This is a genomic window from Pseudazoarcus sp. NS34 (assembly GCF_059703725.1).
This window is the reverse complement of the sequence record NZ_BAAKIZ010000001.1, coordinates 957,583-982,078: the sequence shown is the minus strand read 5'-3', so window position 1 is coordinate 982,078 and position 24,496 is coordinate 957,583. Positions and strand designations below refer to the sequence as shown.

Annotated in this window: 23 protein-coding genes; 11 read left to right on the top strand and 12 right to left on the bottom strand. The window is 66.3% G+C overall.

The features are described 5' to 3' along the window. Nucleotides 1–21: 21 nt before the first annotated feature. Nucleotides 22–1,203: an MFS transporter gene (locus tag AC6H0N_RS04750; RefSeq protein ID WP_497572910.1), complete on the bottom strand. Its 1,182-nt coding sequence runs from the start codon at nucleotides 1,201–1,203 to the stop codon at nucleotides 22–24. A 142-nt stretch (nucleotides 1,204–1,345) separates the two neighbouring features. Here AC6H0N_RS04750 and tpx point away from each other — a divergent pair, with 142 nt between their 5' ends. From tpx to AC6H0N_RS04720, 6 genes are all read left to right on the top strand, one after another. Beyond that, nucleotides 1,346–1,846 (top strand): thiol peroxidase, encoded by a 501-nt coding sequence (tpx, locus tag AC6H0N_RS04745; RefSeq protein ID WP_497572909.1) that lies wholly within the window; start codon nucleotides 1,346–1,348, stop codon nucleotides 1,844–1,846. 126 nt (nucleotides 1,847–1,972) lie between these two features. Continuing rightward, on the top strand, nucleotides 1,973–2,977 hold the full coding sequence (locus AC6H0N_RS04740) for an adenosine deaminase (protein WP_497572908.1): 1,005 nt from the start codon (nucleotides 1,973–1,975) through the stop codon (nucleotides 2,975–2,977). After that, on the top strand, nucleotides 2,944–4,164 hold the full coding sequence (locus tag AC6H0N_RS04735; protein ID WP_497572907.1) for an efflux RND transporter periplasmic adaptor subunit: 1,221 nt from the start codon (nucleotides 2,944–2,946) through the stop codon (nucleotides 4,162–4,164). The genes AC6H0N_RS04740 and AC6H0N_RS04735 overlap by 34 nt, the downstream gene beginning before the upstream one ends. Next, the gene (locus AC6H0N_RS04730) at nucleotides 4,161–7,265 is read left to right on the top strand and encodes an efflux RND transporter permease subunit (protein ID WP_497572906.1); all 3,105 of its coding nucleotides are present in this window, start codon (nucleotides 4,161–4,163) and stop codon (nucleotides 7,263–7,265) included. Before AC6H0N_RS04735 ends, AC6H0N_RS04730 begins: the two co-directional genes overlap by 4 nt. A gap of 15 nt (nucleotides 7,266–7,280) precedes the next feature. Next, on the top strand, nucleotides 7,281–7,691 hold the full coding sequence (locus AC6H0N_RS04725) for a hypothetical protein (protein WP_497572905.1): 411 nt from the start codon (nucleotides 7,281–7,283) through the stop codon (nucleotides 7,689–7,691). A 69-nt stretch (nucleotides 7,692–7,760) separates the two neighbouring features. Continuing rightward, nucleotides 7,761–8,039, top strand: coding sequence for an RnfH family protein (locus tag AC6H0N_RS04720; protein WP_497572904.1), 279 nt, complete (start codon nucleotides 7,761–7,763; stop codon nucleotides 8,037–8,039). A 10-nt stretch (nucleotides 8,040–8,049) separates the two neighbouring features. Here AC6H0N_RS04720 and AC6H0N_RS04715 read toward each other — a convergent pair whose 3' ends face one another. The 11 genes from AC6H0N_RS04715 to AC6H0N_RS04665 form a co-directional block, all read right to left on the bottom strand. Further along, nucleotides 8,050–8,361, bottom strand: a complete 312-nt coding sequence (locus tag AC6H0N_RS04715) for a gamma-butyrobetaine hydroxylase-like domain-containing protein (RefSeq protein WP_497572903.1) — start codon at nucleotides 8,359–8,361, stop codon at nucleotides 8,050–8,052. After that, the gene (locus tag AC6H0N_RS04710; protein ID WP_497572902.1) at nucleotides 8,358–9,221 is read right to left on the bottom strand and encodes an ABC transporter ATP-binding protein; all 864 of its coding nucleotides are present in this window, start codon (nucleotides 9,219–9,221) and stop codon (nucleotides 8,358–8,360) included. Before AC6H0N_RS04710 ends, AC6H0N_RS04715 begins: the two co-directional genes overlap by 4 nt. Continuing rightward, nucleotides 9,218–10,183: an ABC transporter permease gene (locus tag AC6H0N_RS04705; RefSeq protein WP_497572901.1), complete on the bottom strand. Its 966-nt coding sequence runs from the start codon at nucleotides 10,181–10,183 to the stop codon at nucleotides 9,218–9,220. Before AC6H0N_RS04705 ends, AC6H0N_RS04710 begins: the two co-directional genes overlap by 4 nt. Nucleotides 10,184–10,186: 3 nt before the next feature. Further along, nucleotides 10,187–11,623 carry an ABC transporter substrate-binding protein gene (locus AC6H0N_RS04700; protein WP_497572900.1) on the bottom strand — a complete coding sequence of 479 codons (1,437 nt, stop codon included), beginning with the start codon at nucleotides 11,621–11,623 and terminating at the stop codon, nucleotides 10,187–10,189. Nucleotides 11,624–11,720: 97 nt separating this feature from the next. Then, nucleotides 11,721–12,056, bottom strand: coding sequence for a ferredoxin FdxA (fdxA, locus tag AC6H0N_RS04695; protein WP_497572899.1), 336 nt, complete (start codon nucleotides 12,054–12,056; stop codon nucleotides 11,721–11,723). Nucleotides 12,057–12,065: 9 nt separating this feature from the next. Then, a complete protein-coding gene (locus AC6H0N_RS04690; protein WP_497572898.1) occupies nucleotides 12,066–13,013 on the bottom strand; it encodes a HEAT repeat domain-containing protein in 948 nt (315 codons plus the stop codon). An 11-nt stretch (nucleotides 13,014–13,024) separates the two neighbouring features. Beyond that, complete coding sequence (locus AC6H0N_RS04685) at nucleotides 13,025–13,258, bottom strand: 4Fe-4S dicluster domain-containing protein (RefSeq protein ID WP_497572897.1); 234 nt, start codon at nucleotides 13,256–13,258, stop codon at nucleotides 13,025–13,027. A 29-nt stretch (nucleotides 13,259–13,287) separates the two neighbouring features. Then, nucleotides 13,288–15,018, bottom strand: coding sequence for a fumarate reductase/succinate dehydrogenase flavoprotein subunit (locus tag AC6H0N_RS04680; RefSeq protein ID WP_497572896.1), 1,731 nt, complete (start codon nucleotides 15,016–15,018; stop codon nucleotides 13,288–13,290). 74 nt (nucleotides 15,019–15,092) lie between these two features. Continuing rightward, entirely contained in the window at nucleotides 15,093–15,872 is a 780-nt protein-coding gene (locus AC6H0N_RS04675) for a GntR family transcriptional regulator (RefSeq protein WP_497572895.1), read from the bottom strand. Nucleotides 15,873–16,082: 210 nt separating this feature from the next. Further along, complete coding sequence (locus AC6H0N_RS04670; RefSeq protein ID WP_497572894.1) at nucleotides 16,083–16,862, bottom strand: sulfite exporter TauE/SafE family protein; 780 nt, start codon at nucleotides 16,860–16,862, stop codon at nucleotides 16,083–16,085. 220 nt (nucleotides 16,863–17,082) lie between these two features. Further along, nucleotides 17,083–18,081 carry a YeiH family protein gene (locus AC6H0N_RS04665; protein WP_497572893.1) on the bottom strand — a complete coding sequence of 333 codons (999 nt, stop codon included), beginning with the start codon at nucleotides 18,079–18,081 and terminating at the stop codon, nucleotides 17,083–17,085. A 99-nt stretch (nucleotides 18,082–18,180) separates the two neighbouring features. Here AC6H0N_RS04665 and AC6H0N_RS04660 point away from each other — a divergent pair, with 99 nt between their 5' ends. From AC6H0N_RS04660 to AC6H0N_RS04640, 5 genes are all read left to right on the top strand, one after another. After that, entirely contained in the window at nucleotides 18,181–19,071 is an 891-nt protein-coding gene (locus AC6H0N_RS04660; protein WP_497572892.1) for a LysR substrate-binding domain-containing protein, read from the top strand. Between the two features lie 2 nt (nucleotides 19,072–19,073). Next, nucleotides 19,074–19,697 (top strand): pyridoxamine 5'-phosphate oxidase family protein, encoded by a 624-nt coding sequence (locus AC6H0N_RS04655; protein WP_497572891.1) that lies wholly within the window; start codon nucleotides 19,074–19,076, stop codon nucleotides 19,695–19,697. Between the two features lie 102 nt (nucleotides 19,698–19,799). After that, nucleotides 19,800–21,695: a choice-of-anchor I family protein gene (locus AC6H0N_RS04650; protein WP_497572890.1), complete on the top strand. Its 1,896-nt coding sequence runs from the start codon at nucleotides 19,800–19,802 to the stop codon at nucleotides 21,693–21,695. A gap of 179 nt (nucleotides 21,696–21,874) precedes the next feature. Further along, on the top strand, nucleotides 21,875–23,893 hold the full coding sequence (locus tag AC6H0N_RS04645) for a PhoX family protein (protein WP_497572889.1): 2,019 nt from the start codon (nucleotides 21,875–21,877) through the stop codon (nucleotides 23,891–23,893). Nucleotides 23,894–24,046: 153 nt separating this feature from the next. Next, nucleotides 24,047–24,496: an alpha-1,2-mannosidase gene (locus AC6H0N_RS04640; RefSeq protein WP_497572888.1), complete on the top strand. Its 450-nt coding sequence runs from the start codon at nucleotides 24,047–24,049 to the stop codon at nucleotides 24,494–24,496.

Genomic DNA, 24,496 nt, shown 5'->3' with positions numbered 1-24,496 from the left:
CGGATGCGTGAGGTTTCCATTCTAGCCCGCATCGTCAACGCCTTTTTCCGCTGGGGTCGGCGGCAGCCAGGCGACAGTGAACAGCGTGCAGCAGGCAATCGCCGCCATCAGCAGCAACAAGGCCGCAAACCCCGCCTCGCGCACCAGCGGGCCGAGCATCCACACCGCCACCGAACTGGCGCCAAACGACACCGTCAGGCGCATGCCGGCCACGCGCGAGCGCATGCTGTCGTCGACGTAGCGCACGATCATCGCCTCGGTGAAGGGAATCGCGCCGAAGATCGCGATCATGAACAACAGTTGCAGCGCGTAGAGCAGCCAGCTGTCGGCAAAGGCGGCGAGCGCCAGCAGCGGGATCTGCACCGCGATCACCGACAGATACAGCGGCTTGAGCGGGAAGCGGTCGATCAGCCGGCCGACCACGAGTTGCGCGACGGAGGCCACCGCGTACACCGCCGCCAGCAACAGGCCGAGCGTGGCCGGGTCGGCGGTGATGGCGGCGAGGCGCTCGCGCAGCAACTCATAGTTGCCATTGGTCGAGAAGTTGAACAGCAGGCTGCCGCTGGTCGCAGCCAGCGTCATGACCAGAAACAGGCGCAGGAACACGCCTTTGGGCACCTCGGCCTGCAGCGGCTTGCGGCGTGCCGGTGGCAGCGCGTCGTCGCGCGCGAGCAGCGCAAATGCAATGCCGCAGCTGATGGCGATGACGCCGGGAATGGCAAAGGCCGCGCGCCAGCCCAGGTGTTTCACCAGATAGCCGGTAAGCACCGCCGCCAGCGCCACCCCAAGGTTGCCGGCCAGCCCGTTGATACCCAGTGTCCAGCCCGGCCGCTTGCTGCCGCGCACCAGCATCGGAATGCCGACGGGGTGATAGATCGAGGCAAAGGCGCCGAGCAGGCCGAGCGCCACCGCGATCTCCAGCGGCGAGCGCGCGAAGCTGGTGGCAATGGCGGCGGCCCCGATGCCGATGAAGAAAATGATCATCATCGGGCGCCGCCCCCACTGGTCGCCCAGCCGGCCGGCCGGCAGCGAACCGATGCCGAACAGGAAGAAGGCCAGCGTGCCCCACGGCATCAGATCTTCCCAGCGCGCCAGCCCGAAATCAGCCGCGATCGACGTCACCGCGGTGGCGAAGATCAGCAGGAACATGTGGTCGATGGCGTGGCCGACGTTGAGCAGCCAGGTGCTTGCCTTGCCGTGCATGGGCCAGTTCCGAAGGGTTTCAGGGTGTGCCGGTGACATCTTGCGGTGAATACGAAGTGCTACACTCTGCGGCAGTTTAGCGCGGCGATGTACTCAATAATCACAGCCGCGATCCACCCCCCTCAGCAATGGAGAACTCCACATGAGCCAAGTTACCCTCGCGGGCAATCCCATCGACGTCGCCGGCAATTTCCCCAAGGTCGGTGACACCGCCCCCGCTTTCTCGCTCGTCGACGGCAAGCTCGGCGATGTCACGCTCGACACCTATGCCGGCAAGCGCAAGGTGCTGAACATCGTCCCGAGCCTGGACACCCCGACCTGCGCCACCTCGACGCGCAAGTTCAACGAAGAAGCCTCCAAGCTGTCGGACACCGTCGTGCTGGTGATTTCCTCTGACCTGCCGTTCGCCGCCAAGCGTTTCTGCGTGGCTGAAGGCCTCAACAACGTCGTTCCGCTGTCGACCATGCGCGGTGGCGACTTCAAGAAGAACTACGGCGTTGACGTCACCTCCGGCCCGCTCGCCGGCGTGACCGCCCGCGGCGTGGTTGTGCTCGACGCCAACAACAAGGTCCTGCACTCCGAGCTGGTCTCCGAGATCAAGAACGAGCCGGATTACGCCGCTGCGCTGGCCGCTCTGAAGTAATCTCCGCGCCTTCGTGCGGACAGGACGGCGGGCTTCGGCCCGCCGTTTTTTTTGGGCCGATGCGCCACAGTTTCGGGAATGCATCCTATTCTTGCGGGATTCGCGTATCCCACCACAGGAGCCGCCATGGACCTCGAAAGCTACATTCGCGCCCTGCCCAAGGCTGAGCTGCATCTGCACATCGAAGGCACGCTGGAGCCCGAACTGATGTTCGAACTGGCTCGCCGCAACGGCGTCGAACTTCCGTTCGCCAGCGTCGAGGAGACGCGCGCGGCCTACGATTTTTCCGACCTGCAGAGCTTTCTCGACCTGTATTACGCCGGTGCCGCAGTGCTCGTCACCGAGCAGGACTTCTTCGACCTCGCGGCCGCCTACTTCGAGCGCGCCCACGCCGACGGCGTGGTGCACGCCGAGCTGTTCTTCGATCCGCAGACGCACACCGAGCGCGGCATCGCCTTCGAAACCGTGCTCGACGGGCTGGAGCGCGCCTGTCGCGACGCGCAGCAGCGCCTGGGCATCAGCTCGCGCCTGATCCTGTGCTTTCTGCGCCACCTGTCCGAGGCGGATGGTTTCGACACGCTCGAACAGGCGCTGCCGCATCTGTCGCGCATCCATGGCGTCGGGCTGGATTCCTCCGAAATGGGGCATCCGCCGTCCAAGTTTGAGCGCTTGTTTGCGCGCTGCCGCGAGCTGGGCCTGCACATCGTCGCGCATGCCGGCGAAGAGGGGCCGCCGCAATACATCCACGAGGCGCTGGACCTGCTGCACGCCGAGCGTATCGACCACGGCGTGCGCTGTGAGGAAGACGCCGCACTGGTGGCGCGTCTGGCGCGCGAGCAGGTTGCGCTCACGGTGTGCCCGCTCTCCAACCTCAAGCTGTGTGTGTTCGAACGCCTGGCAGACCACAACTTCAAGCGTCTGCTCGACGCGGGCCTGAAGCTCACCATCAACTCCGACGATCCGGCCTATTTCGGCGGCTACGTTCTGAAGAACTACCTCGACACCGCCGTGGCTCTGGGCCTCAGCCGAGCCGAGTTGGCGCGTGTCGCACGTAACAGCCTCGACGCCAGCTTCGTGTCCAGCGATGAGCGCAGGCCATGGCTGGCCCGTCTGGAGGCGCTGCCAGCATGAGCGGGTTTTCCTCAACGGGCGGAACCACCTGCCAACTGACCTGTCAGGAATCCGTTCGCCGCGCTTTGCGGCCCCCGGCCCGGTCCTCCTCCATGCGTCGAATTGCCATACCCCCAGCCTGCGCGCTGCTTGCAGCCTTGCTGTGCTTGCCCGTCACGGTTCAGGCTCAGACCCCGGCCCCGGGCCTTCAGGTCATCGTCACGCCAGTCCGCGAAATGCGCATGGCCGACAACATCGAGGCGCTCGGCACCCTGCGTGCCAACGAATCGGCCGAACTGACGGCAACCACCACCGACACCATTGCCGAGATCCGCTTCAACGATGGCCAGCGCGTTTCGGCCGGCGACGTGCTGGTGTTGATGAACAGCCGCGAACAGCAGGCCGAACGTTCCGAAGCACTGGCCGCGCAGGACGAGGCGCGCCGCCAGTTCGAGCGCGTGCAGGATCTGGCGCGGCGCGGAACGGCTTCGGCGGCTCTGCTCGATCAGCGCCGGCGCGAACAGGCCACCGCCCAGGCGCGCCTCGCGGCGACCGACGCGCGTTTGCGCGATCGCCGCATCACCGCCCCGTTCGACGGCGTGGTCGGTTTGCGCAACGTCTCGGTTGGGTCGCTGCTGACGCCGGGCATGGTCATCACCACGCTGCACGACGACTCGGTGATGAAGCTCGATTTCACCGTGCCGGAGCTGTTCATCTCGGTGATCGAACCGGGTTTGCGCATCGCGGCGCGCAGCCGCGCTTACCCCGGTGAGGTGTTCCGCGGTGAAGTGGTGAGCGTCGGCAACGAAGTCGATCCCGTCACGCGCGCCTTTCGGGTGCGCGCCCTGCTGTCCAACGCCGAACGCAGGTTGCGCCCCGGCATGCTGATGACGCTCGGCTTGTCGGCCAACGAACGGGATGCCCAGGTGTTGCCCGAAGAAGCCATCCTGACGCGCGGGCGCGAGCATTCGGTGTTCGTCGTGGTCGGCGAGGGCGACTCACTGACCGCGCAACGACGCGTGGTGCAGCTGGGCACGCGCATGCCCGGCATGGTCGAAATCCGTGATGGCCTGACGGGGGACGAGCGCGTTATCACGCACGGTGCGTTCCGCCTCGCAGACGGTGAGGCAGTGCGCATCCGCGCCGTCGACGACGGCAGCCGCCCGCTGGCCGAGCTGCTCGCTCCGGCCGACGGGGCCGCGCAATGATCCTCTCCGACGTTTCGGTCAAGCGGCCGGTTCTCGCAACGGTTCTGGCCCTGCTGCTGGTGATCTTCGGCCTGATGGCCTACCAGCAGTTGCCGCTGCGCGAGTATCCCGATATCGATGCGCCGGTGGTGGCGATCGAGACCAACTATCCGGGCGCAGCCGCGACCGTGATCGAGACGCAGATCACCGAGCCCATCGAAGAGGCCGTCGCCGGCATCGAGGGCATCGAATACATCGAGTCGCGCAGTCGCGATGGCGAATCCGACGTGGTGCTGCGCTTTTCCATCGGACGCGACATCGAGGCCGCGGCCAATGACGTGCGCGATGCCGTCTCGCGCGTCATCGAGCGTCTGCCGGTCGAGGCCGATGCACCCGAGATCCAGCGGGTGGACGCCGACGCTGACGTCATCGTGTGGTGGAACTTCACCTCCGACCGCCACAGCGTGGCCGAACTCACCGATTTTGCGGAGCGCTACCTGATCGACCGACTGTCGGTGGCCGACGGCGTGGCACGCGTGCGCATCGGCGGCGCGCGCAGCTACGCCATGCGCGTGTGGATCGACCGCAACGCGCTGGCGGCCCGTCAACTGACCGTGGCGGATGTCGAGAACGCCCTGCGCAACGACAACGTCGAGTTGCCGGCCGGGCGCATTGAATCCCATACCCGCCTGTTCACCGTGCGCGTTGCGCGCCAGTTCAGCAACGCCGAGGATTTCGCGCGGCTCGTCGTAGCGCGCGGCGACAACGGCTATCTGGTGCGCCTGGGCGATCTGGCGCGCGTCGAGCGCGGCACCATCGACGACCGTAGTCTGTTCCGCGGCAACGGCGATCCCATGGTCGGTCTGGGCATCATCAAGCAGTCCACGGCCAACACCCTGGATGTCGCGGTGGGCGTGCGTGAAGAAGTGCAGCGGCTCAACCGCACGTTGCCCGACGGCATGTCGATCGAGCCCAGCTTCGATTCCTCGGTGTTCATCGCCGGCGCGGTGCGCGAGGTGTATTCCACGCTCGCGATTGCCACCGTGCTGGTGGTGCTGGTCATCTTCCTGTTCCTCGGCAGCGTGCGCGCCATTCTCGTGCCGGCCGTGGCCGTGCCGGTGTCACTGGTGGCCACGTTTATCGCGCTGGCGCTGTTCGGTTTTTCGGTGAACCTGCTCACGCTGCTGGCGCTGGTGCTGGCCATCGGGCTGGTGGTGGACGACGGCATCATCGTGCTCGAGAACATCCGCCGGCGCATGGACGACTACGGCGAATCGGCACTGGTCGCGGCCTTCCGCGGCACGCGTCAGGTCAGCTTCGCGGTGATCTCGACCACGCTGGTGCTGATCTCGGTGTTCGTGCCGATCTCGTTCCTGCAGGGCGACATCGGCCGCTTGTTCTCGGAGTTCGCGCTGACCATGGCGGCGGCCGTGGTGTTTTCGAGTTTCGTGGCCTTGTCGGTGTCGCCGATGCTGGCGTCCAAGTTGCTGCGCCCGCGCGACGACAATCACCGCATCGTGCAGATCGTCGACCGGGTCGTGAATGCCTTGCGCCGCCGCTACACGGTGGCGCTGCGCGCGATGCTGGTGCACCGCTGGATGGCGCTGGCGGGCTTCGTGGTGCTGTTCGGCGTGCTCGGCCTGCTGTACACCCAGCTCGATTCGGAGTACGCCCCGCGCGAAGACCGCGGCGTGTTCTTCGTGCAGGTGACCGGCCCCGAGGGCGCGACGCACGCCATGATGGCCGACTACATGGGCGAGATCGAACGGCGCATGCTGCCCTACGTCGAGCGCGGCGAAGTCGAGCGTCTGCTGGTCAATTCACCACGTGGCGGTAACGATGCGCCGATCTACAACATCGGTGTGGTCATCGCCGTGCTGGCTGACTGGGCCGAACGCCGCCCGGCCGAAGAGATCATGGCGGAGGTGCGTGGCAAGCTCGCCGACCTCTCGGGCGTGCGCACCAGCGTGCTGATGCGCCAGGGCTTCGGCGGGCAGACGCGCAATCCGGTGCAGTTCGTCATCGGCGGGGCCGGCAGCTATGAGGAGCTGGCACAGTGGCGCGACACGCTGCTCGAACGCATCGAGGCTGACAACCCCGGCCTGACCGATCTGGACTGGGACTACAAGGAAACCCAGCCGCAGCTCGAAGTGAAGATCGACTATGCCCGCGCGGCCGAGCTGGGCGTGACCGTCGAAGGTATCGGCCGCACGCTCGAAGCCATGCTGGCCTCGCGCCGCATCACGACCTACATCGACAACGGGCGCGAGTACGACGTCATGGTCGAGGGCGAGCGCGACACCCAGCGCAGCCCGGAAGCGCTCGAGAACCTGTATGTGCGCTCGGATCGTTCGGGTGAATTGATTCCGCTGTCCAACGTCGTGCAGCTCGAAGATTTCGCCGACTCGCGCGCGCTCAACCGCTACAACCGCGTGCGCGCCATCACCATCAGTGCGGGTCTGAGCGATGGACTGCCGCTGGGTCTGGCGCTGGACCACCTGGAGCAGCTCGCGCGCGAGCATCTGCCCGAGAACGTGGTCATCGACTACCGCGGGCAGTCACTGGATTTCAAGACCTCCAGCGGTTCCATGGGCTTCATCTTCCTGCTCGGCCTGCTGGTGGTCTTTCTGGTGCTGGCGGCGCAGTTCGAGAGCTGGGTGCACCCCTTCGTGATCATCCTCGGCGTGCCGTTTGCAGTTGGCGGTGGCCTGCTCGGTTTGTGGCTGACCGGCTCGACGCTCAACGTCTACAGCCAGATCGGCCTGGTCATGCTGATCGGGCTGGCGGCCAAGAACGGCATCCTCATTGTCGAATTCGCCAACCAGTTGCGCGACGAAGGCCGCGAGTTCCACGACGCCGTGGTCGAGGCCTCGGTGATCCGCCTGCGCCCGATCCTGATGACCGGCATCACCACCGTCGCCGGCGCCGTGCCGCTGATTCTGGCGTCCGGCGCGGGGGCCGAAACGCGCCAGGTGATCGGCATTGTCGTGCTGTTCGGCGTGGCGCTGTCGACCGTGCTGACGCTGTTCGTCATCCCGTTGTTCTACGAACTGCTGGCGCGCAACACCGGTTCGCCGGACGACATCAAACACCGCCTAGAGGCGGAAATGGCACCGCGCTGACCTGACGGAACCCGCATGCGAGCCATCGTCTGCCACATCTGGTTGTTGCTGACCCTGCGCCACCCCGGCACGGGCCTGCCGCAGCGCTGGCCACCGGTGTTCGCGTTGATGGTGCTGGCCTCGGTGATCGCCGCCGTGCGCTGGGAAGTGCTGCACGAGCCCTACATGTTTTCGCGGTTGATCGAGCTCTTTTCGGTCGCCCTGGCGTTGTTCGTGTGGCTGCTGCTGATGGCGCTGATCAGCACGCGTTTTGCGGCGGCCTATGCGCTGGTCTCAATCGGCGCGGACAGTCTCAGCACCTTGCTCGGGCCACCCGGCCTGCTGGGTCACGGCGTAGGCTCGGCCATCGTGCTGCTGGAGTTCATTGCGCTGGCCCGCATCGCCACGCTGCTGTGGCGTCGATCACGCACGGGGGAGCACCGTTAAAAATACTTCTGATATGTGGCAAGCCATTGAATATAATGGACTTGTTAAACATATCGACAGGAGTTCAAGATGCCCGGCATCGTCGTGGAAGTTGTCTATGCCCGCCCTCATCATCACCACCAGATTCAGCTGACTCTGGCTGAGGGCAGTCGCGTGCAGGACGCCGTGCAGGCTTCGGGCATTCTCGAACGCTGTTCCGAAGTGCAGCTTGGCCGCACTCACGGCGTAGGCATCCACGCCCGTCGGGTCGAGCTGGATGCGCTGCTGCGCGACCGCGATCGGGTCGAGATCTATCGCCCCCTGTTGGCCGACCCCAAGGCGGCACGCCGCCGGGCGGCGGAAGCCTGAAGCGCTGTGCTCAGGCCGTTGCGCGCTGGCGTTCGGCCAGTTCGCGCAACAGGCTCCAGGGGTAGATGCCGCGGCCATGGCCGTCGCTGAACACGAAGTTCAGGCCGCGGTCGGCGATCGGGGCGATGGCGGCGATGCGCAAGGTGTCGTCTGCCGTCACCGGCGTTCCGCTGCGTTGCGCCTGCGTGCAGGCGGCGCAGCGGCAGCTACGCCGCAGCAGTGCATGCGGCAGATCGCTTTGCAGGCCATCGCTCCACAGAACGCGCAGCACGCCGGAGTTGCGCAGATCGGTGATTTCCAGTGGTGTGTCGTTGTTCATCATGCTGCTCCCACGCCTTCGGTGCCCAGATGCCAGTCATGCTGGCCGAGGCCGCCGTCCTTGAGCTCGCCGCCCATCGCAGCCAGGCTTTCCTCGCGGATCAGTTCCTTGAGCTGGCGGTGCAGTGCGAGGAACTCGGGCGAGGACGTCATCGCCGCCGTGCGCGGACGCGGCAGATTGATCGGGATTTCGGCCTTCACGCGGCCCGGCCGGGCGGTCATCACATACACCTTGTCGGACAGGAAGATCGATTCCTCGATGTCGTGCGTGATGAACAGCACCGACAGCTTGAGCTGATCCCACATGTTGGTGAGGATCTCCTGCATCACCACCCGCGTCTGCGAGTCGAGCGCGCCGAAGGGTTCGTCCATCAGCAACACCTGCGGGCTGGTGGCGAGCGCACGCACGATGCCCACGCGCTGCTTCATGCCGCCCGAGAGCTGTTCCGGGTAGTGGTTCTCGAAGCCCAGCAGGCCGGTCAGCCCGAGCAGCGTGCGTGCCTTGCACTCACGCGCCTGACGGCTCACGCCAGCCATCTTCAGTCCGAACTCGACGTTCTGCCGCACCGACAGCCACGGGAACAGCGAGTACTGCTGGAACACCACGCCGCGCTCCGCACCGGGGCCGCGGATCGGTTCGCCGTCCACACAGGCCTCGCCTGCGGTGGGTTTGAGAAAGCCCGCCACGATGTTGAGCAGCGTCGACTTGCCGCAGCCCGACGGGCCGACGATGGAGACGAATTCGCCGGGTTTGACGTCCACCGAGATGCCGCTCACCGCGTCCAGCGGCTGGCCGTTCTGCGTGAAGCGCACGACCACGTCGCGGATCTCGATGTGCCCCCGGTTGCCGTTGGCTGTGCTCATTTTCCGTTCTCCTTGCCGCCGATGGACTGCCACGGCATGAGCAGACGTGCGGCCATGCGGATGCCGCCGCTGCACGCCAGGCCGAGCACGCCGATGACGATCATGCCGATGACGATGTTGGGGTACTCGATCAGCGAGTACGCCTCCCACGTGAAGTAGCCGACGCCGAACTGGCCCGAGATCATCTCGGCGGCGATCAGCGACACCCAGGCCACGCCCATGCCGACCGCCAGGCCGGTGAACACGTGCGGCAGAGCGGCCGGCAGGATCACCTGACCGAGCAGCGCCCGCTCGCCGGCGCCCAGACAGCGCGCCGCACGGATCAGCACCGGGTCGACCGAGGCCACGCCGTGCATGGTGTTGAGCAGGATCGGGAAGAACGAGCCGAGGAAGGTGATGAAGATGATGCTGGACTCGGTGGTCGGCCACAGCATGATCGACATCGGCACCCAGGCAATCGCCGGAATCGGCCGGATCACTTCCATCGCCGGAAACAGCAGGCCGCGCATCAGTGCGTAGCGGCCGATCAGCAGTCCCAGCGCGACCCCGACGACGGTTGCGAAGGCAAAGCCGATCAGGATGCGGCGCAGGCTGGTGGTGATGTTGGTGAAGAATCTCGGATCACCCGACAGCCGCACGGCCTCGTTGAACACCTCGCCCGGGGTGGGGATGTTGGTGAAGCGGATGTAGAGGTCCCAGCGGTACTCGGTGGCGACGTACCACAGCCCGACCAGCAGCAGGATCGAGGTCAGGCCCAGCAAGGCCCCGCCAGTGCGGCTGCCGGTCAGCGACGGCATGCGCGGCGGCGACACCGGGCGGGCCGCCGGAAACTCGGTCACCGTGGCGCGCGCCGGTTTCGCCCCGGCGGGCGGAGCGGGAACCGCCCCCACCGCCGGGGCGGCCGCGCCGCCGTCGTCAGCGTCGTGCGCAGGCACGACGCGCATGGACATTGCGGTTCCCATGACTCAGCCTCCGACCTTTGCGGCCGCCAGGGCCTCTTCGTAGGTTGCGAGCTTGCCGCCGCTCTTGCTGGCGTAAGCCTCGGCGTCCTTCTTCAGCAGGAAGGGCACGATCTCGGCACCCTTGATGGCGTAGAAGGCCTTGTCGGCGAAGAGCTTGATCTTCAGCGCTTCGTCAAAGACATACGCCACGCCGACCTTCTTGCCCTCGCCGCTGGCCTTCTTGACCGCCGACAGCGTGCACGACACCGACTTGTAGGCACTCACGCCCGCGCCTTCGACCCACACTTCGCCGCCCTTGCGCGGGGCGCTGATGGCGCCGCCGCACAGCGGATCGGTGCCGGAGATCTCGTAGTTGTCGAAGCTCGTCTTGCGCGCGTCGTAGTCCATGCCCATTTCCGCAAAGGCCTTGCGGATGTAGGTCTCGTCCGCCCACGCATCGGCGTCGAAGGCCTTCACGCGGCCCATGCGCTCGAGCACGCCGTGGTTGTACTTGGTGGCTTCGATCCATTTCGGCTTGATGGTGGCGTCCAGCGTGTGGATGCCGCCTGGTCCGAGGAAGATGTAGGCCACTTCCTTCTCGATGCGCGTCCATTCCTCGATCTTCGCAGCGGCCGCGACCGGGTCTTTCTGCAGCCACGCGTTGGCTTCGAGCAGGGCTTTCAGATAAGCGACAACGACTTCCGGGTATTCCTTGGCGAAGTCTTCGCGCACCACCACACCATGGAAGGTCGGCTGGTTGGTCTCGACGCCGTCGAAGATCTTGCGGGCGAAGCCGCGGTAGGGCAGCAGTTCGGCAAACGGCACGAAGTCGGCGTGCGCGTCGATGCGTTTCTCCTGCAGGCTGGAGGTGCCGACTTCCGGGCTCTGGCTGGACAGCTCGAAGTCGTCGGCCTTCCAGCCGTGGTCTTCGAGCGCCTTGAGCAGCATGCCGTGGGCGGCCGAACCGAAGGGCACCGAGACCTTCTTGCCCTTCAAATCCGACAGCTGGTAGTAGGGCGAATCCTTGTGCACCACCACGCCGTTGCCGGCGCCATCGACGTTGTAGGCGATCAGTGCAATCAGGCGGCTCTTGGTTTCCTTCGAGTTCTGGAAGGTCGCGCCATTCACCAGCAGCGGGTAGTCGCCCATCATGCCGATCTGCAGCGTGTTGGCGACCATGCCGTTGGTTACCGGCGGGCCGGAGCTGAAGTTCTGCCATTCGAGCTTGAACTCGATGTCCTTGTACTTGCCGTCCTTGGGCAGATGCTTTTCGAGCAGGCCCATCTGCTGGATGACGATGCCGCCGGTGACCGTGTTGGTGGTGGTGTTCTGCGTGCCGATGCCGATGGTCACGACCTTCTGCGCGAAGGCCGGAGCGACACAGCCGGCCACGGTGAGGGCGAACACGAGACGCCGCAGGGTGGCGCGGACGGGCGTTGCGGACTGCTTGCCTGATTTCATGATGTGCATCCTTTTCCGGTAGGGGTGATGGGCTTTCGGGATGACTCGGGTGTTGCCGGGGTGCCTGCGCGGTCCGCCCTTTTGGGGCGAGGCCGCGTCAGGCGGTTTCTCCGCTTTCCAGGTACTGGCGTTTGTCCTTCACGTCGGCCCACGCCTCGGCGTCCGGCAGGGGTTCCTGCTGGTCTTCGATGGGCGGCCATTCGAGGCTCAGCCGGGCGTTGAGCTCGACGAAATCGAGCTGGTCTTCCGGTACGTCGGCTTCGGCGTAGATCGCGCTGATCGGGCACTCGGGCACGCACAGGCCGCAGTCGATGCAGACCTCCGGGTCGATCACGAGGAAGTTCGGCCCCTCGTGGAAACACTCGACCGGACAGACGGCGACGCAGTCGGTGTATTTGCAGCGCACACAGGCTTCGGTAACGACGAAAGTCATGGCATCACCTCACTTGGCAGTGACCGCAATGGCGGTCAGCGCAAGCCGCGAGAGCTTGCGTACGTCGGGGTCGGGGTCGTTGGCGGCGATCTCCAGCGCCGGCACGGCGCGCGGGTCGGCAATCTCGCCGAGTGCAATGGCGGCTTCCTTGCGCAGGTTGCTGATGGAGTGGCTGAGTGCCCCGATCAGCGCCGGCACGCCGGCTTCGGCCTTGAGCCAGCCGAGGCTGCGCGCGGCCTTCACGCGCACCTGCCAGTAGTCGTCGGCCATCGCGCGCACCAGCTCGGGGATGGCCGGAGCGAGGCGCAGCTTGCCCAGCGTCTGCGCCCCTTCCTCGCGCACCATCCACGCGTTGTCGGCCAGCGCGCGGGTCAGTGACGGCAGCACGCTGATGGCGCTGGAGTAGCCCATGGCGCCGATGGCGATGCGGCGTACTTCGGCGTCGGTGTCGCGCGCCGCGACTTCGGCCAGTGCGCCAACGGCTTCGGCGCGCTTGAGGTAGCCGAGCACGCCAACCGCCTCGCGCCGCACGCCGGCGTCCTTGTCGTGCAGCGCGGCCATGGCCGGCTCGAAGGCTTCCGGCACGCGCAGGGCACGCACCGCGCGCAGCGCCAGCATGCGCACCTCGGCCTCGGCGTGGCCGAGCAGCGGAATCAGCGGCGGCGCGGACGAGGCTTCCTTCAGTTCGGCCAGCACCTCACCGGCTGCGGCGCGCACGCCGGGGTCGGTGTCGAGCAGCATCGGCGCGAGTTCGATGATGACTTCCGGCTCTTCGTAGCCTTCGAGTGCGCGGATGGCTTCGGTGCGCACCGCGGCGTCGCTGTCGGACAGGCGCGGCAGCAGCAGCGGCACGATGTCGTCTTCGTCGGAATACGGCAGGTCGATGACGGCCAGGCGGCGCACTTCGGCGTCGGCGCTGGTCAGGCGTTCGCTGATCGAGAGGGCGAGGATGTCCATGGTCGTCTCCCTCAGCGCAGCAGATAGGGGATGGCGACCTTGACCGCGCCGGTCGGGCAGTCGGTTTCGCACGGCAGGCAGTACCAGCATTCATCGAACTGCATGAAGGCCTTCTTCTTGACCATGTCGATGGCCAGCACGTCGAGCGGGCAGACATCGACGCAGACGGTGCAGCCCTTCTCGGCGATGCATTTGCCTTCGTCGACCGAAACCGGGGTTTGTGTGGTGGTGGTGGCGAGTGTCATTTCGGGTTCCTCTTTTGCGGGGGAATGGGTCAGGCGGCCTGCGGCGTGGGGGCGACGCGCAGACGTTCGTAGGCGCTGCGCTCTTCCTCGTCGATCTCGACGACGTAGGGTTCGACCGGCTTCTTGCGCATGCTCATGTGGCCCTGGCCGTCCTTGCTGAGCAGGGAGTGGCAGAACCAGTTCTCGTCGTCGCGGCCCGGGTGGTCGAGGTTGAGGTGGTACAGGCCCCAGCGGCTCTCGGTGCGGAACATCGAGGCGCGCGCGGCCATCTCGGCGCAGTCGAGGATGGAATGGGCTTCCATCGCGCGCATCAGCTCATGCGGGTTGGCGGCGTGCATGGCGGTGGCGTCTTCGCGGATCTCGTCGAAGCGGCGCAGCGCGATCTCGTACTTGCGCGTGATCTTGGGCGGCTGCAGGTAGTCATTCACCAGGCGGCGCGTCTTGTACTCGATCTGGAACGGCGTGAGGCCGTCGCTCTTCAGCAGCGGCGCCTCGATGCGCGTGGACTCCTTCGCCACGGCGCCCTCGTCGAGCGCGCCTGCACTGGCGCCGCCGCAGTACTCGGCCGCGTTGATGCCGCACAGCCGGCCATACACGAAGGCGCCGAGCATGTAGTTGTGCGGCACGCTGGCGCAGTCGCCGGCTGCATACAGGCCTTTCACCGAGGTCTCGCCGCGTGAATTGGTCCAGATGCCCGAGGCGCTGTGGCCGCTGCAGAAGCCGATCTCCGAGATGTGCATCTCGATCATCTGGCTGCGGTAGTCGTTGCCGCGGTTCTCGTGGAAGCGGCCGCGGCTGGGGCGCTCGTTGGTGTGCAGGATGTGCTCGATCTCGCCGATGGTTTCTTCGGCGAGGTGGTCGAGCTTGAGGAATACCGGGCCGTTGCCGCTCTGCAGCTCGTTGTGGAACTCGAGCATCATCTGCCCGCTCCAGTAGTCGCATTCGATGAAGCGCTCACCCTTTGAGTTGGCCGTGAAGCCGCCGAACGGGCCGGTCACGTAGGCACAGGCCGGGCCGTTGTAGTCCTTGATCAGCGGGTTGATCTGGAAGCACTCGAGGTTCGCCAGATCGGCGCCGGCGTGATACGCCATGGCGTGGCCGTCGCCGCAGTTGGTGGGGTTCTCGTAGGTGCCCATCAGGTAGCCGGAGGCCGGCAGGCCGATGCGCCCGGCGGCACCAGTGGAGATCACAGCGGCCTTGCAGCGGATCACGTACAGGTCGGCGGTGCGGCAGTCAAAGCCCATGACGCCGGTGACCTCGCCGTTGGCGCCGGTCAGCACGCGCGTGACGACCACGCGGTTGGTGATCTCGACGCGGTTGCGCTTGAGCTGGCGGTACAGGATGCGCTTCATGTGGTGGCCTTCCGGCATCGGCAGCACGTAGCTGCCGAGGTGGTGCACCTTGCGCACGGCGTAGTCGCCGGTCTCGTCCTTCTCGAACTTCACGCCCCAGCGGTCGAGCTCCTGGATCATGTCGAAGCTGCCGGTGGCATAGGCCATCACGGCTTCCTGATCGACGATGCCGTCGTTGGCGATGGTGATTTCCTTGACGTACTGCTCGGCCGTGGCGTGGCCGGGGATGACGGCGTTGTTCAGGCCGTCCATGCCCATCGAGATCGCGCCGCTGCGCTTGACGTTGGCCTTGTCGATGAGCAGCACGCGCAGCTTGGGGTTTTGCTCCTTGGCCTTGACGGCCGCCATCGGGCCGCCGGTGCCGCCGCCGATGACGACGAGGTCGAATTCCAGATCAATGCGTTTCATGACTTCTCCTTCCTGGTTGCGGCGCCCGGCAGCCTCGCGGGCGGGGTTTTCTGCGTGGTGTGTGCGGCTTGGAATCAACTGCGGTCGATGCGCAGGCGGTACTGGAAGGCATCGCCGCGGTAGTACAGAAACTCGAAATCGATCGGCACGTCGTCGGCCCAGGTCAGGCGTTCGATGCGCAGCAGCGGCGAGGCTTCCTCCACGCCGAGATGCCGCGCCAGCGACTCGTCGGCGGCAATGGCCTCGATCTGCACGTCGGCGTGGGTCAGGTTGCGTCCGAGGTCGTTTTCGAGAATCACGAAGATGTCGCGCGTGGCGAGGTCTTCCTGCGCCAGGCGCTGGCCCAGTTCGGGCGGGAAATAGCTGACGTCGACCGAGATCGGCTCGCGGTTGAGGTAGCGCAGGCGCTGGATCTCGAACACCGGCGCGCCGGGCTTCAGGTTCAGGCGCTGCGCCACGGCCGGGCTGGCGGCCACCGTGCGGCTCGACAGCAGCATCGAATAGGTCTCATAGCCCGACGGGCTCATGGCCTCCCCGAAGCCCTGCAGTTTCGACAGACTCTGGAAGGCCTTGGGCTTGGCCACGAAGCTGCCCTTGCCCATCACCTTGAAGATCAGCCCCTCTTTCTGCAGGTCGCCGAGTGCCTGGCGGATGGTGATGCGGCTCACGCCGAAGGCCGAGATCATCTGGCTCTCCGACGGCATCTGCGAATGCGGCGCATAGCTGCCGTCGAGGATGCGGCGGCGCAGGATTTCGCGGATCTGTGCGTGCAACGGAACCGGCGACAGCGGTGCAATGAGGTCTGCACTGCGGACGGGCTTCGGTGCTGCGAGTGGTTTAGGAGCCGGGCTCATTGGGTGCCTCGTAAAAACCTGTTATGACGAGTTCTATCTAGCAAGGACGGTGCCAGAAAAATCGCAGTGCAGCATTCAGTCGGAATGTGCTGTTTACAAACGAAAAGATGTACTTGGGAAAATTAACTAGAAATAGCAGACTAAAAGATGCTGCACTGCAGAAGTGCGTTCGGCCGGTCGCGGTGTTCCGCTGCGGTGCGTAATCCGGCGTCAGCCCTGCGGCCAGGCGGCCAGCGCTCCGGCGGAAAACAACAGCGCCAGCACCAGCGGTCGGAACAGCCGCTTGTCCATTCGCCCGAACAGGCCGGCGCCGAGCAGGCAGCCGGCATGGAACAGCGGAGCGAGCAGAAGGCCCAGCACCAGCAGCGGCAGTGTCAGCACGCCGAGCAGGCCGAGTACCACCAGGGCGAGTGGATACAGGCAGGCGAAATACACGATGAAGTTCGCGCGAATGCGCACCGGATCGCGCTCGACCCCGAGCACATACACAATGGCCGGCGGCCCGCCGATGCCGCCGAAGGCCGTCATCACGCCGCTCAGCAGACCGATTCCGAACGACGCCGGACGGCTGGCTCGACGCGCAAAGCGCAGTCCGGTGAGCAGCACGCAGGCGCTGACGATCACCGAAACGCCGACCAGGGTGCGAAAGGCATGCGCCGGCAGCAGCCCGATCAGCCAGATGCCGGCCGGCAAACCGAGCATGGCCGCGAGCAGCATCGGCCGCAGCAAGGCCCCGTCGGCCGTCCAGATCGCGCGGCGCGACAGGGTCGGCCCCAGCGGCAGTGCGCACAGCACGGTGACCAGCGCGAGGGTGTGATGCGGCGGCAGCACGCGCGACAGCAGCGGCGCCATCGCCAGCGCTGCGCCAAAACCCGTGAGCCCGCGCAGCACGCCGCCCAGAGCGGCGGCCAACGCCAGCACGAACCAGGTGGTGACATCCAGCGCGGCAAAGGCTTCGGTGATGGTCGAGAGTGCGGACATCGCGGACATGCAACTCCTCCGGCGGACGGTCGCGGGCATCAACGCGCGCACGACCTGTCATGACAAGTTGCTCCGAGCAAGGAACGCGCCACGTTGCGCGTAGTTGCGGATGCATCCGGAATCTCCCGATGTGTGCGGCCCGCGCCTCATTGCGCGTGCCGGATGTCCGCCGGTTTGCGCCCCGACGGCGTGCGTGATGCGTGATGCGCGCCCCGCACGGGGGCATGCCCTAGTCGAGCCAGACGATGAGCAGCAGGCTCGCCACCAGCAGATGAATCCACAGCAGCCCGGCGAGCAGCCACACCCGGCCGCCGGCGGCGCGAATGTCGGTGAAGCGGGTGGTGGCGCCCAGCGCTGCCAGGCCGATTGCGAGCAGTGCCTGAGCAGCCAGCGAGCCGGTCTGATGCACGAGCGGCGGCAGCACGCCGCTGGCGTTGAGTGCAATGGCGGCGACAAAGCCCCACAGAAAGCCCGGCACGCGCGGCGCCTTGCCGCCCTCGCCGCGTCCGACGAACAGCGCAACGCACATCACCGCCGGCGCCAGCATCATCACGCGCAGCATCTTCTCGACCAGCGCGGTCGCGGTTGCGGCGTCGCCGATGGCGGCGGCGGCCGCCACGACGTGGCCCAGCTCATGTACGGAAAGTCCGATCCACAGCCCGAAGGCGGCGTCGGACAGCCAGTCCAGCGGGTGCAGCGCCGGCAGGATGAGCATGCCGAGCGTGCCGAACACCACGATGGCGGCGACCGCGGCGGAGATGTGGCGCGGCTGCGCGCCCAGCACCGAATCGGTGGCGGCAATTGCCGCCGCGCCGCAGATGGCGCTGCCCGAGCCGAGTAGCAGCGCCAGATCGCGCTCGATGCCGAGCAGGCGTCCGGCGAACACCGCCAGCGCCAGCGTCGAGGCGACGATGGCCAGCGCCATCAGCGGGCCGCTCCAGCCCACCGAGGCGAGTGCGTCAGTGCCCACGTGCAGGCCATACAGCGCGATGCCCCAGCGCATCAGGCGGCCGCGCGCCACGGCAATGCCGGTGGCGCCGCGCAGTGGCAGCGCCGGCCACAGATTGCCGACCAGCATGCCGAGCACCAGCGCCAGCGGCAGCCAGCCCAAGCCGATGGAGGCGGCGCCGGGGGCAATCGACAGCGCCGCTGCCGCCGCGCTGATGGCAATGCAGCCACCCAGCCCGAGGCGGGTTCCGTTGTGCGGCAGGGCGGCGCTTATGTTCATGGCGGAATATCGTTATGGCGAAGAGTTCCGTCACTGTAGGGGTGTGGCATCCATGCGCAAATATGCGGTAAGTTACGCATCCATTACCTGAGGTTATGTATGAACCTGAACCTGCTGCGCATCTTCGTGGCGGTGGTCGATGCGCGTGGCTTCTCGCGCGCGGCCGAGTCGCTGGGCATCAGCCAGCCCGCCACCTCCAAGGCGGTGCGCGAGCTCGAGAGCCAGCTCGATACCCTGCTGCTTGAACGCAAGGGGCGGAGCTTCGAGGTGAGTGAGCCGGGACGGCTGCTGTACGACTACGGGCGCAGCATCTTCGCGCTCGAGCGCGAGGCCGACGAGGTGGTTCGCTCGTTCGGCGCGCTGGATCGCGGCGAGCTGGTAATCGGCGCCAGCACCACCATCGCCACCTACTGGCTGCCGCCCTATCTGGCGCGCTTTCACGAGCGCTATCCCGGCATCGCGCTGCGCCTGGTCAGCGCCAACACCGCGCATATCGCCGAGGAACTGCTGGAATGCCGCATTGATGTGGCGCTGGTCGAAGGGCCGGTGGTCGATCCGCGCTTCGAGACGCGCGCGTGGCGTGAGGACGAGATGGTGGTGATCGTCGCGCGTACCGAAGATCTGCCGTCCGACCGCGTGATGGACCCGGCGGCGCTGGCCGAACAGCTATGGGTGGTGCGCGAGCGCGGTTCGGGCAGCCGCGAGGCCACCGATTCGGTGCTGGCCGGGCTGGGCATCGTGGCGCCGCAGACCATCGAAGTCGGCAGCAATGAGGCCATCGTGCAGACCGTCGCGGCCGGCGCCGGCCTGGGATTGGTGCCGCGCATCTGCGCGCGCGATCAGCTCGCGCTGGGCCGCGTGCACCGCGTGCTGCCGCAGAAGGGTCCGCTGCTGCGCCAGCTCTACCGCATGCGCCTGCCGCAGCGCCCGGTCAGCCACGCCGCGCTGGCTTTTGAGGCCTTGCTGCTGGAACCTGCAACAGGAAAATGACCATGCACGACGACGCCCACACCATCACCACCGAAGCGCAGCTCGACGCGCTGTTCGGCACGGTCGCTGCGCCCTCGCTGAAGAAGGAGATCGACCATATTCACCCGCTGTACCGGCAGATGATCGAGGCCTCGCCCTTCTTCATCATGGCGACGGCCGGGCCGGACGGGCTGGATGCTTCGCCGCGCGGTGATCCCGCCGGTTTCGTGGTGGTCGAGGACGAGCGCACGCTGCTGCTGCCCGAGCGGCGCGGCAACAACCGCGTGGATTCGCTGCGCAATCTGGTCGAGGATCCGCGCATCGCGCTGCTGTTCCTGATCCCCGGTGTCGGCGAGACCTTGCGCGTGAACGGCCGGGCCCGCATCAGCACGGCGCCGGCGCTGCTCGACCGCTTTGCCATGCACGGCAAGCCGCCGCGTTGCGTGCTGGAGGTGCGCGTCGAGCGGGTGTACTTCCAGTGTGCGCGGGCCATCCAGCGCTCCGGGTTGTGGCAACCAGCGCCGGCCGATCGGCGGGCGCAACTCCCCACGCCAGGGCGCATTCTTGAAGCGCTGACTGCCGGCGAGGTGGACGCCGGACGCTACGACCGCGAACTGCCCGCGCGTCAGCGCGACACGCTGTATTGACGAGGGTCTGCATGACACGACACGCAATGGTCATGCGGCGGTAACGGCTACGTCATCGCGGCTCAGCAGGATGCGGTGCTTTCATCCACAGCCTGTCGAGCCATGACCAATCGTTCATTGATGTCCCGTCCGGTGCCGCGAGCACTGGCCGTCATATTTGCAGCCTCCACGCTCGCTGCTTGCTTCGGCGGCGGGGGAGGTGGTGGCGGCGGCGATGGGGGCGGTGTGCAGACGCCGAGCTCCATCCGCCTGTCCACACTCGGCCGTTATTCGACCGGCCTGTTCGCGCAGTCCGCAGCCGAAATTCCGGCCTTCGACAAGGCTTCGCGGCGTGCTTTTGTGGTTAACGCCCAGAGTGGTCGGCTGGATGTGCTCGACCTGTCTGCGCCGGCCGCGCCGGTCAAGCTCGACGAGATCGATGCTTCGGTGATTGAGGCTGGGGCCGTCGTTAACAGCGTTGCCGCGTCGGGCGGCATGGTCGCCGTCGCCATCCAGGCGGCAGTCAAGACCGACTACGGCTATGTGGCGTTGTATGACGCGGCCACGCTGGCGCTGCTGGGCTCGATAGAGGTCGGTGCGCTGCCCGACATGCTGACTTTCACCCCCGACGGTGAGACCTTGCTGGTCGCCAACGAGGGCGAGCCGAGTGACGACTACCAGATCGATCCGGTCGGCGAGGTGTCGATCATCGACGTGCGCGATCCGAGCAACCTGGTGGCCCGGACCGCCGGTTTCGGTAACTGGGTCGGGCAGGAAGCCAGCTTGCGCGCCGCCGGTGTGCGCATCTACGGCCCCGGCGCGAATGCGGCGCAGGATCTCGAGCCCGAGTACATCGCGGTGTCCGCCGACGGCACTACGGCGTGGATCACGCTGCAGGAGAACAACGCCTTGGCGAAGCTCGACATCCCCTCGGCCACCATCACTGCCATCCTGCCGCTGGGCTTCAAGGATCTTGGCCTGCCCGGTAACGGTATTGATGCCAGCGACGACCCCGCAGAAATCGACATCGCAGTGCGTCCGGGCGTGCTCGGCATGTACCAGCCCGACGCCATCGTGAGCTATCGCGCCAACGGTCAGGACTACCTGGTGTTGGCAAACGAGGGTGACGCGCGCGCCTGGGGTGAGGACAACGACGATTACTGGGGCGATGGTTCCGGTACAGGTGACACCAGCCTTGGCTTTGTCGAGGAATTCCGCGTCAAGCACCTGGTGCATACCTCGGGCTTCCCGCGCCGTCGGGGTGACGACTTGCCGCCGCAACTCGACCTGCTGGCGGGCGGCGCCCTGCTCAATCCGACGACCTTTGCATGGTGCGGTGCTGTTGCAGGTGATCCGCTTGCCTGTCGTGCGGATGAGCAGCTCGGTCGCCTCAACATCACGTGGACCATGGGCTATCGCACCGATGGCAGCGGCAACCCGGTGATGTTCGATTCGACCGGCGCGCAGAACCCGTCCGGTGATCGCCTGATGTACGACAACCTGTATGCCTACGGCGGTCGGTCGTTCTCGATCCGTGACGCGGACGGTGCGCTGGTGTGGGATTCGGGCGATGCCTTCGAGCAGTATCTGGCGAGTGCCGAATGCCGCCTTGGCCCGGTGCGCGACATCCCCTGCGCCACCTACTTCAACTCGGGCCACGACGAAGGCGACGCCTTCGATAGCCGCAGCGATGCCAAGGGCCCCGAGCCGGAAGGCATCGAAGTGGGCCGTCTCGGCAACAAGACCTTCGCCTTCGTTGGGCTGGAGCGCATGGGGGGCGTCATGGTGTACGACATCACCGATCCGGCTGCCCCGATTTTCGTGGACTACTACAACAGCCGTGCTGACTGGACATCCGACCCGGAAACCGTGCTGGGAACGGTGGGTGATCTGGGTCCGGAGGGGTTGAAGTTCGTTTCTGCCGACGACTCGCCGACCGGTGAACCGCTGCTGATCGTCGGCAACGAGGTCAGCGGAACGACGGTGATCTACCGCATCGAGCAGACCATCGCACCCTGAAGCTGCCGGCAGGGAGACCAGCGCGGGGTGCCTTCGGGCATCCCGCGTTTTTTTGTAAGCCAGGCTTGTATTACAGCGCTTGTGCGAAGCGTCATCGTACTGCCACGCAGCCATAAAGTTGCTGTATCAATCGAGCCCCATCCTCACGGCTTTTCAACCGAAGCCGGAGCGATCTGACCATGAGTCACCTCGATGACAGCAAGTCCTACGACGACGAACCCGACCGTAACGCCAAACAGAGCACCCACTTCAACGAAGTCCTGCAGATCCGTCTGTCACGTCGCAACCTGATGAAGGGTAGTGCAGCGGTCGTTGCGGCATCGGCGCTCGGTACGACGCTGTCCGGCTGTTTCGGCGGTGGTGGCGGCGGTGGTGGTGGGGGCGGTTCCAACCCCGGTTTCACCGAACCGGTGCTCGGCTTCAATGCCATTCCCGTCACGCGGGCTGACACCTGCACCGTGCCGGCCGGCTACACCGCGACGCCTTTCCTGCCCTGGGGTACGCCGATCTGCGGCAGCTACCCGGCGTTCCAGAGCGATGCCAGCAACACCGGTGCCGAGCAGGAGCAGCAGATGGGCCAGTGCCATGACGGCATGCACTTCTTCCCGATCAACGGCAGCTCGACGCACGGCCTGCTGGTGATGAACCACGAATACATCATCCCCAACACCCTGCACACCAACGGCCCGACGGTGGTCAGCGGCGCGCGCACGGTGCCGGACGAGGTGCGCAAGGAGATCGCCGCGCACGGTGTCGCGATCGTCGAGATCCAGCGCAACGTCGGTGGCGTCTGGGAAGTGGTGCGCGGCCAGTACAACCGCCGTATCACCGGCGCTACGCCGATGGCGCTGCGCGGGCCGGTGCGCAGTCACGAGAAGGTCGTCACCAAGTACAGCCCGCAAGGCACGGCCACGCGCGGCACGCTCAACAACTGCGCCAACGGTTACACGCCGTGGAACACCTACCTTGCGTGCGAGGAAAACTGGGCTGGCTACTTCGTGAATGCCGACGCCTCGCGCCCGCGCGAGCACACCGGATACGGCGTGCCGTCGTCCAACGGTCGCTACCGCTGGGAAACCGTGGCGGGTGACGCCACCGAGCGTTTCAACTGCGCCATCACCGGTGCCAACTCCAGCGAGGACTACCGCAACGAGTGCAACACCTTCGGTTGGATCGTCGAAATCGACCCCTTCGACCCCGACTCCACGCCGATCAAGCGCACCGCGATGGGCCGCTTCGGTCACGAGGGCTGTGTCTTTGCTCCGCCGGTCGAGGGCCGCCCGATGGCCTTCTACTCGGGTGACGATTCGCAGAACGAATACATCTACAAGTTCGTCACGCGCAACAACTACTCGGCCGCGACCGCCAGTGGCAGCCTGCTCGACGAGGGCACGTTGTACGTTGCCCGCTTCGATTCCGACGGCTCCGGCCGCTGGCTGGCGCTGGACTTCAATGATCCGGACTTCCTGCAGGCCTGCATTGATGCCTCGGTGAGCTTCTCCGACCAGGGCGATGTGCTGCTCAACACGCGTCTGGCCGCCGATGCCGTGGGCGCCACGCCGATGGACCGCCCGGAATGGGGCACGGTCCATCCGGAAACCGGCGAGGTGTACTTCACGCTCACCAACAACAGCAGCCGCGCCTCGGCCGATGCTGCCAACCCGCGTGCGCCCAACCCCTACGGCCACATCATCCGCTGGCGTGAAGACAACAACGACCATTCCGGCACGAGCTTCCAGTGGGACATCTTCGTGCTCTCCGGTCCGGACAGCGACAGCGGCGTGCTGGGCAATGCCGCCAATCCGCTCGATGCCGATTCCATCCACGCCAGCCCGGACGGCCTGTGGGTAGCCCCCAACGGCATCCTGTGGATCCAGACCGACATGAGCGGTTCGCAGCAGACCAGTGGCCCCTTCGGCGAGAACCAGATGCTGGCGGCCGAGCCGCAGACCGGCCGCATCCGTCGCTTCTATCAGGGGCCGCTGCAGCAGGAGACCACCGGCATCGCGATGACGCCGGATCTGGGCACCATGTTCATCAACATGCAGCACCCGGGCGAGCAATCCGGCGTGGGCAACTTCACCAGCAACTGGCCCGATCGTGCGCAGCCTTACACCTCGGTCGATTCGTCCGGCCCGCGTCCGCGTTGCGCAACGGTGATCATCACGCGTGACGACGGGGGCGAGATCGGGGTCTGAACCTCCGTACGCGCTGAGTTGAGCAAGGGCCGCCCGCACAGGGCGGCCCTTTTTCATGCCGCTGGCGGATGGTTTGCAGCACGCGTGTTGCAGTCATGTTGCTGCAACACCGGCGCGTCAGACTGCGCCACGTTCCTCGCCGCATGCCGCGCCATGACTTCATTTCCGCTTGTTCGTCGCCTGCTCCTCCCGCTGTGCTGGGGGCTCGCCGTGCTGTTTGCGGCGTGGGTGACGGCCAGCTTGTGGTGGCGTTTTGCCGCACCCGAGGCGGTGGCGGCCGTGCCGCGCCACGAAACCGATCCGCGCAAGGCGGCGGCCGCCATTCTGGCGCGCGCCGCACCGTTGCAGCGGGCGCAGGCGGCAGCGATCGAGCAGCGCGCGCAGTTTCGCGTGATCGGACTCGCCACCGGCTTCGAGAACCTTCCCGGCTTTGCCTTGTTGCGTGCGCCCGACGGCGCGGTGCTGGCGCTGCGTGTCGGGGAGGCGCTGCCGGACGGGCGCCGTGTCGAGCGTATCGAGGCGGATGCCGTGGTGCTTGACGGGCAGCGCCTGCCTGCACCTGCAGTGCCCCTGCCGGCGACGGCTGCTGCCACTTCCGACTGA

Excerpts from the sequence above, each read along its gene's own strand:
- AC6H0N_RS04750 (WP_497572910.1), bottom strand. The coding sequence starts at position 1,203 with ATGCACGGCAAGGCAAGCACCTGGCTGCTCAACGTCGGCCACGCCATC.
- tpx (WP_497572909.1), top strand. The coding sequence starts at position 1,346 with ATGAGCCAAGTTACCCTCGCGGGCAATCCCATCGACGTCGCCGGCAAT.
- AC6H0N_RS04740 (WP_497572908.1), top strand. The coding sequence starts at position 1,973 with ATGGACCTCGAAAGCTACATTCGCGCCCTGCCCAAGGCTGAGCTGCAT.
- AC6H0N_RS04735 (WP_497572907.1), top strand. The coding sequence starts at position 2,944 with ATGGCTGGCCCGTCTGGAGGCGCTGCCAGCATGAGCGGGTTTTCCTCA.
- AC6H0N_RS04730 (WP_497572906.1), top strand. The coding sequence starts at position 4,161 with ATGATCCTCTCCGACGTTTCGGTCAAGCGGCCGGTTCTCGCAACGGTT.
- AC6H0N_RS04725 (WP_497572905.1), top strand. The coding sequence starts at position 7,281 with ATGCGAGCCATCGTCTGCCACATCTGGTTGTTGCTGACCCTGCGCCAC.
- AC6H0N_RS04720 (WP_497572904.1), top strand. The coding sequence starts at position 7,761 with ATGCCCGGCATCGTCGTGGAAGTTGTCTATGCCCGCCCTCATCATCAC.
- AC6H0N_RS04715 (WP_497572903.1), bottom strand. The coding sequence starts at position 8,361 with ATGATGAACAACGACACACCACTGGAAATCACCGATCTGCGCAACTCC.
- AC6H0N_RS04710 (WP_497572902.1), bottom strand. The coding sequence starts at position 9,221 with ATGAGCACAGCCAACGGCAACCGGGGGCACATCGAGATCCGCGACGTG.
- AC6H0N_RS04705 (WP_497572901.1), bottom strand. The coding sequence starts at position 10,183 with ATGGGAACCGCAATGTCCATGCGCGTCGTGCCTGCGCACGACGCTGAC.
- AC6H0N_RS04700 (WP_497572900.1), bottom strand. The coding sequence starts at position 11,623 with ATGAAATCAGGCAAGCAGTCCGCAACGCCCGTCCGCGCCACCCTGCGG.
- fdxA (WP_497572899.1), bottom strand. The coding sequence starts at position 12,056 with ATGACTTTCGTCGTTACCGAAGCCTGTGTGCGCTGCAAATACACCGAC.
- AC6H0N_RS04690 (WP_497572898.1), bottom strand. The coding sequence starts at position 13,013 with ATGGACATCCTCGCCCTCTCGATCAGCGAACGCCTGACCAGCGCCGAC.
- AC6H0N_RS04685 (WP_497572897.1), bottom strand. The coding sequence starts at position 13,258 with ATGACACTCGCCACCACCACCACACAAACCCCGGTTTCGGTCGACGAA.
- AC6H0N_RS04680 (WP_497572896.1), bottom strand. The coding sequence starts at position 15,018 with ATGAAACGCATTGATCTGGAATTCGACCTCGTCGTCATCGGCGGCGGC.
- AC6H0N_RS04675 (WP_497572895.1), bottom strand. The coding sequence starts at position 15,872 with ATGAGCCCGGCTCCTAAACCACTCGCAGCACCGAAGCCCGTCCGCAGT.
- AC6H0N_RS04670 (WP_497572894.1), bottom strand. The coding sequence starts at position 16,862 with ATGTCCGCGATGTCCGCACTCTCGACCATCACCGAAGCCTTTGCCGCG.
- AC6H0N_RS04665 (WP_497572893.1), bottom strand. The coding sequence starts at position 18,081 with ATGAACATAAGCGCCGCCCTGCCGCACAACGGAACCCGCCTCGGGCTG.
- AC6H0N_RS04660 (WP_497572892.1), top strand. The coding sequence starts at position 18,181 with ATGAACCTGAACCTGCTGCGCATCTTCGTGGCGGTGGTCGATGCGCGT.
- AC6H0N_RS04655 (WP_497572891.1), top strand. The coding sequence starts at position 19,074 with ATGCACGACGACGCCCACACCATCACCACCGAAGCGCAGCTCGACGCG.
- AC6H0N_RS04650 (WP_497572890.1), top strand. The coding sequence starts at position 19,800 with ATGACCAATCGTTCATTGATGTCCCGTCCGGTGCCGCGAGCACTGGCC.
- AC6H0N_RS04645 (WP_497572889.1), top strand. The coding sequence starts at position 21,875 with ATGAGTCACCTCGATGACAGCAAGTCCTACGACGACGAACCCGACCGT.
- AC6H0N_RS04640 (WP_497572888.1), top strand. The coding sequence starts at position 24,047 with ATGACTTCATTTCCGCTTGTTCGTCGCCTGCTCCTCCCGCTGTGCTGG.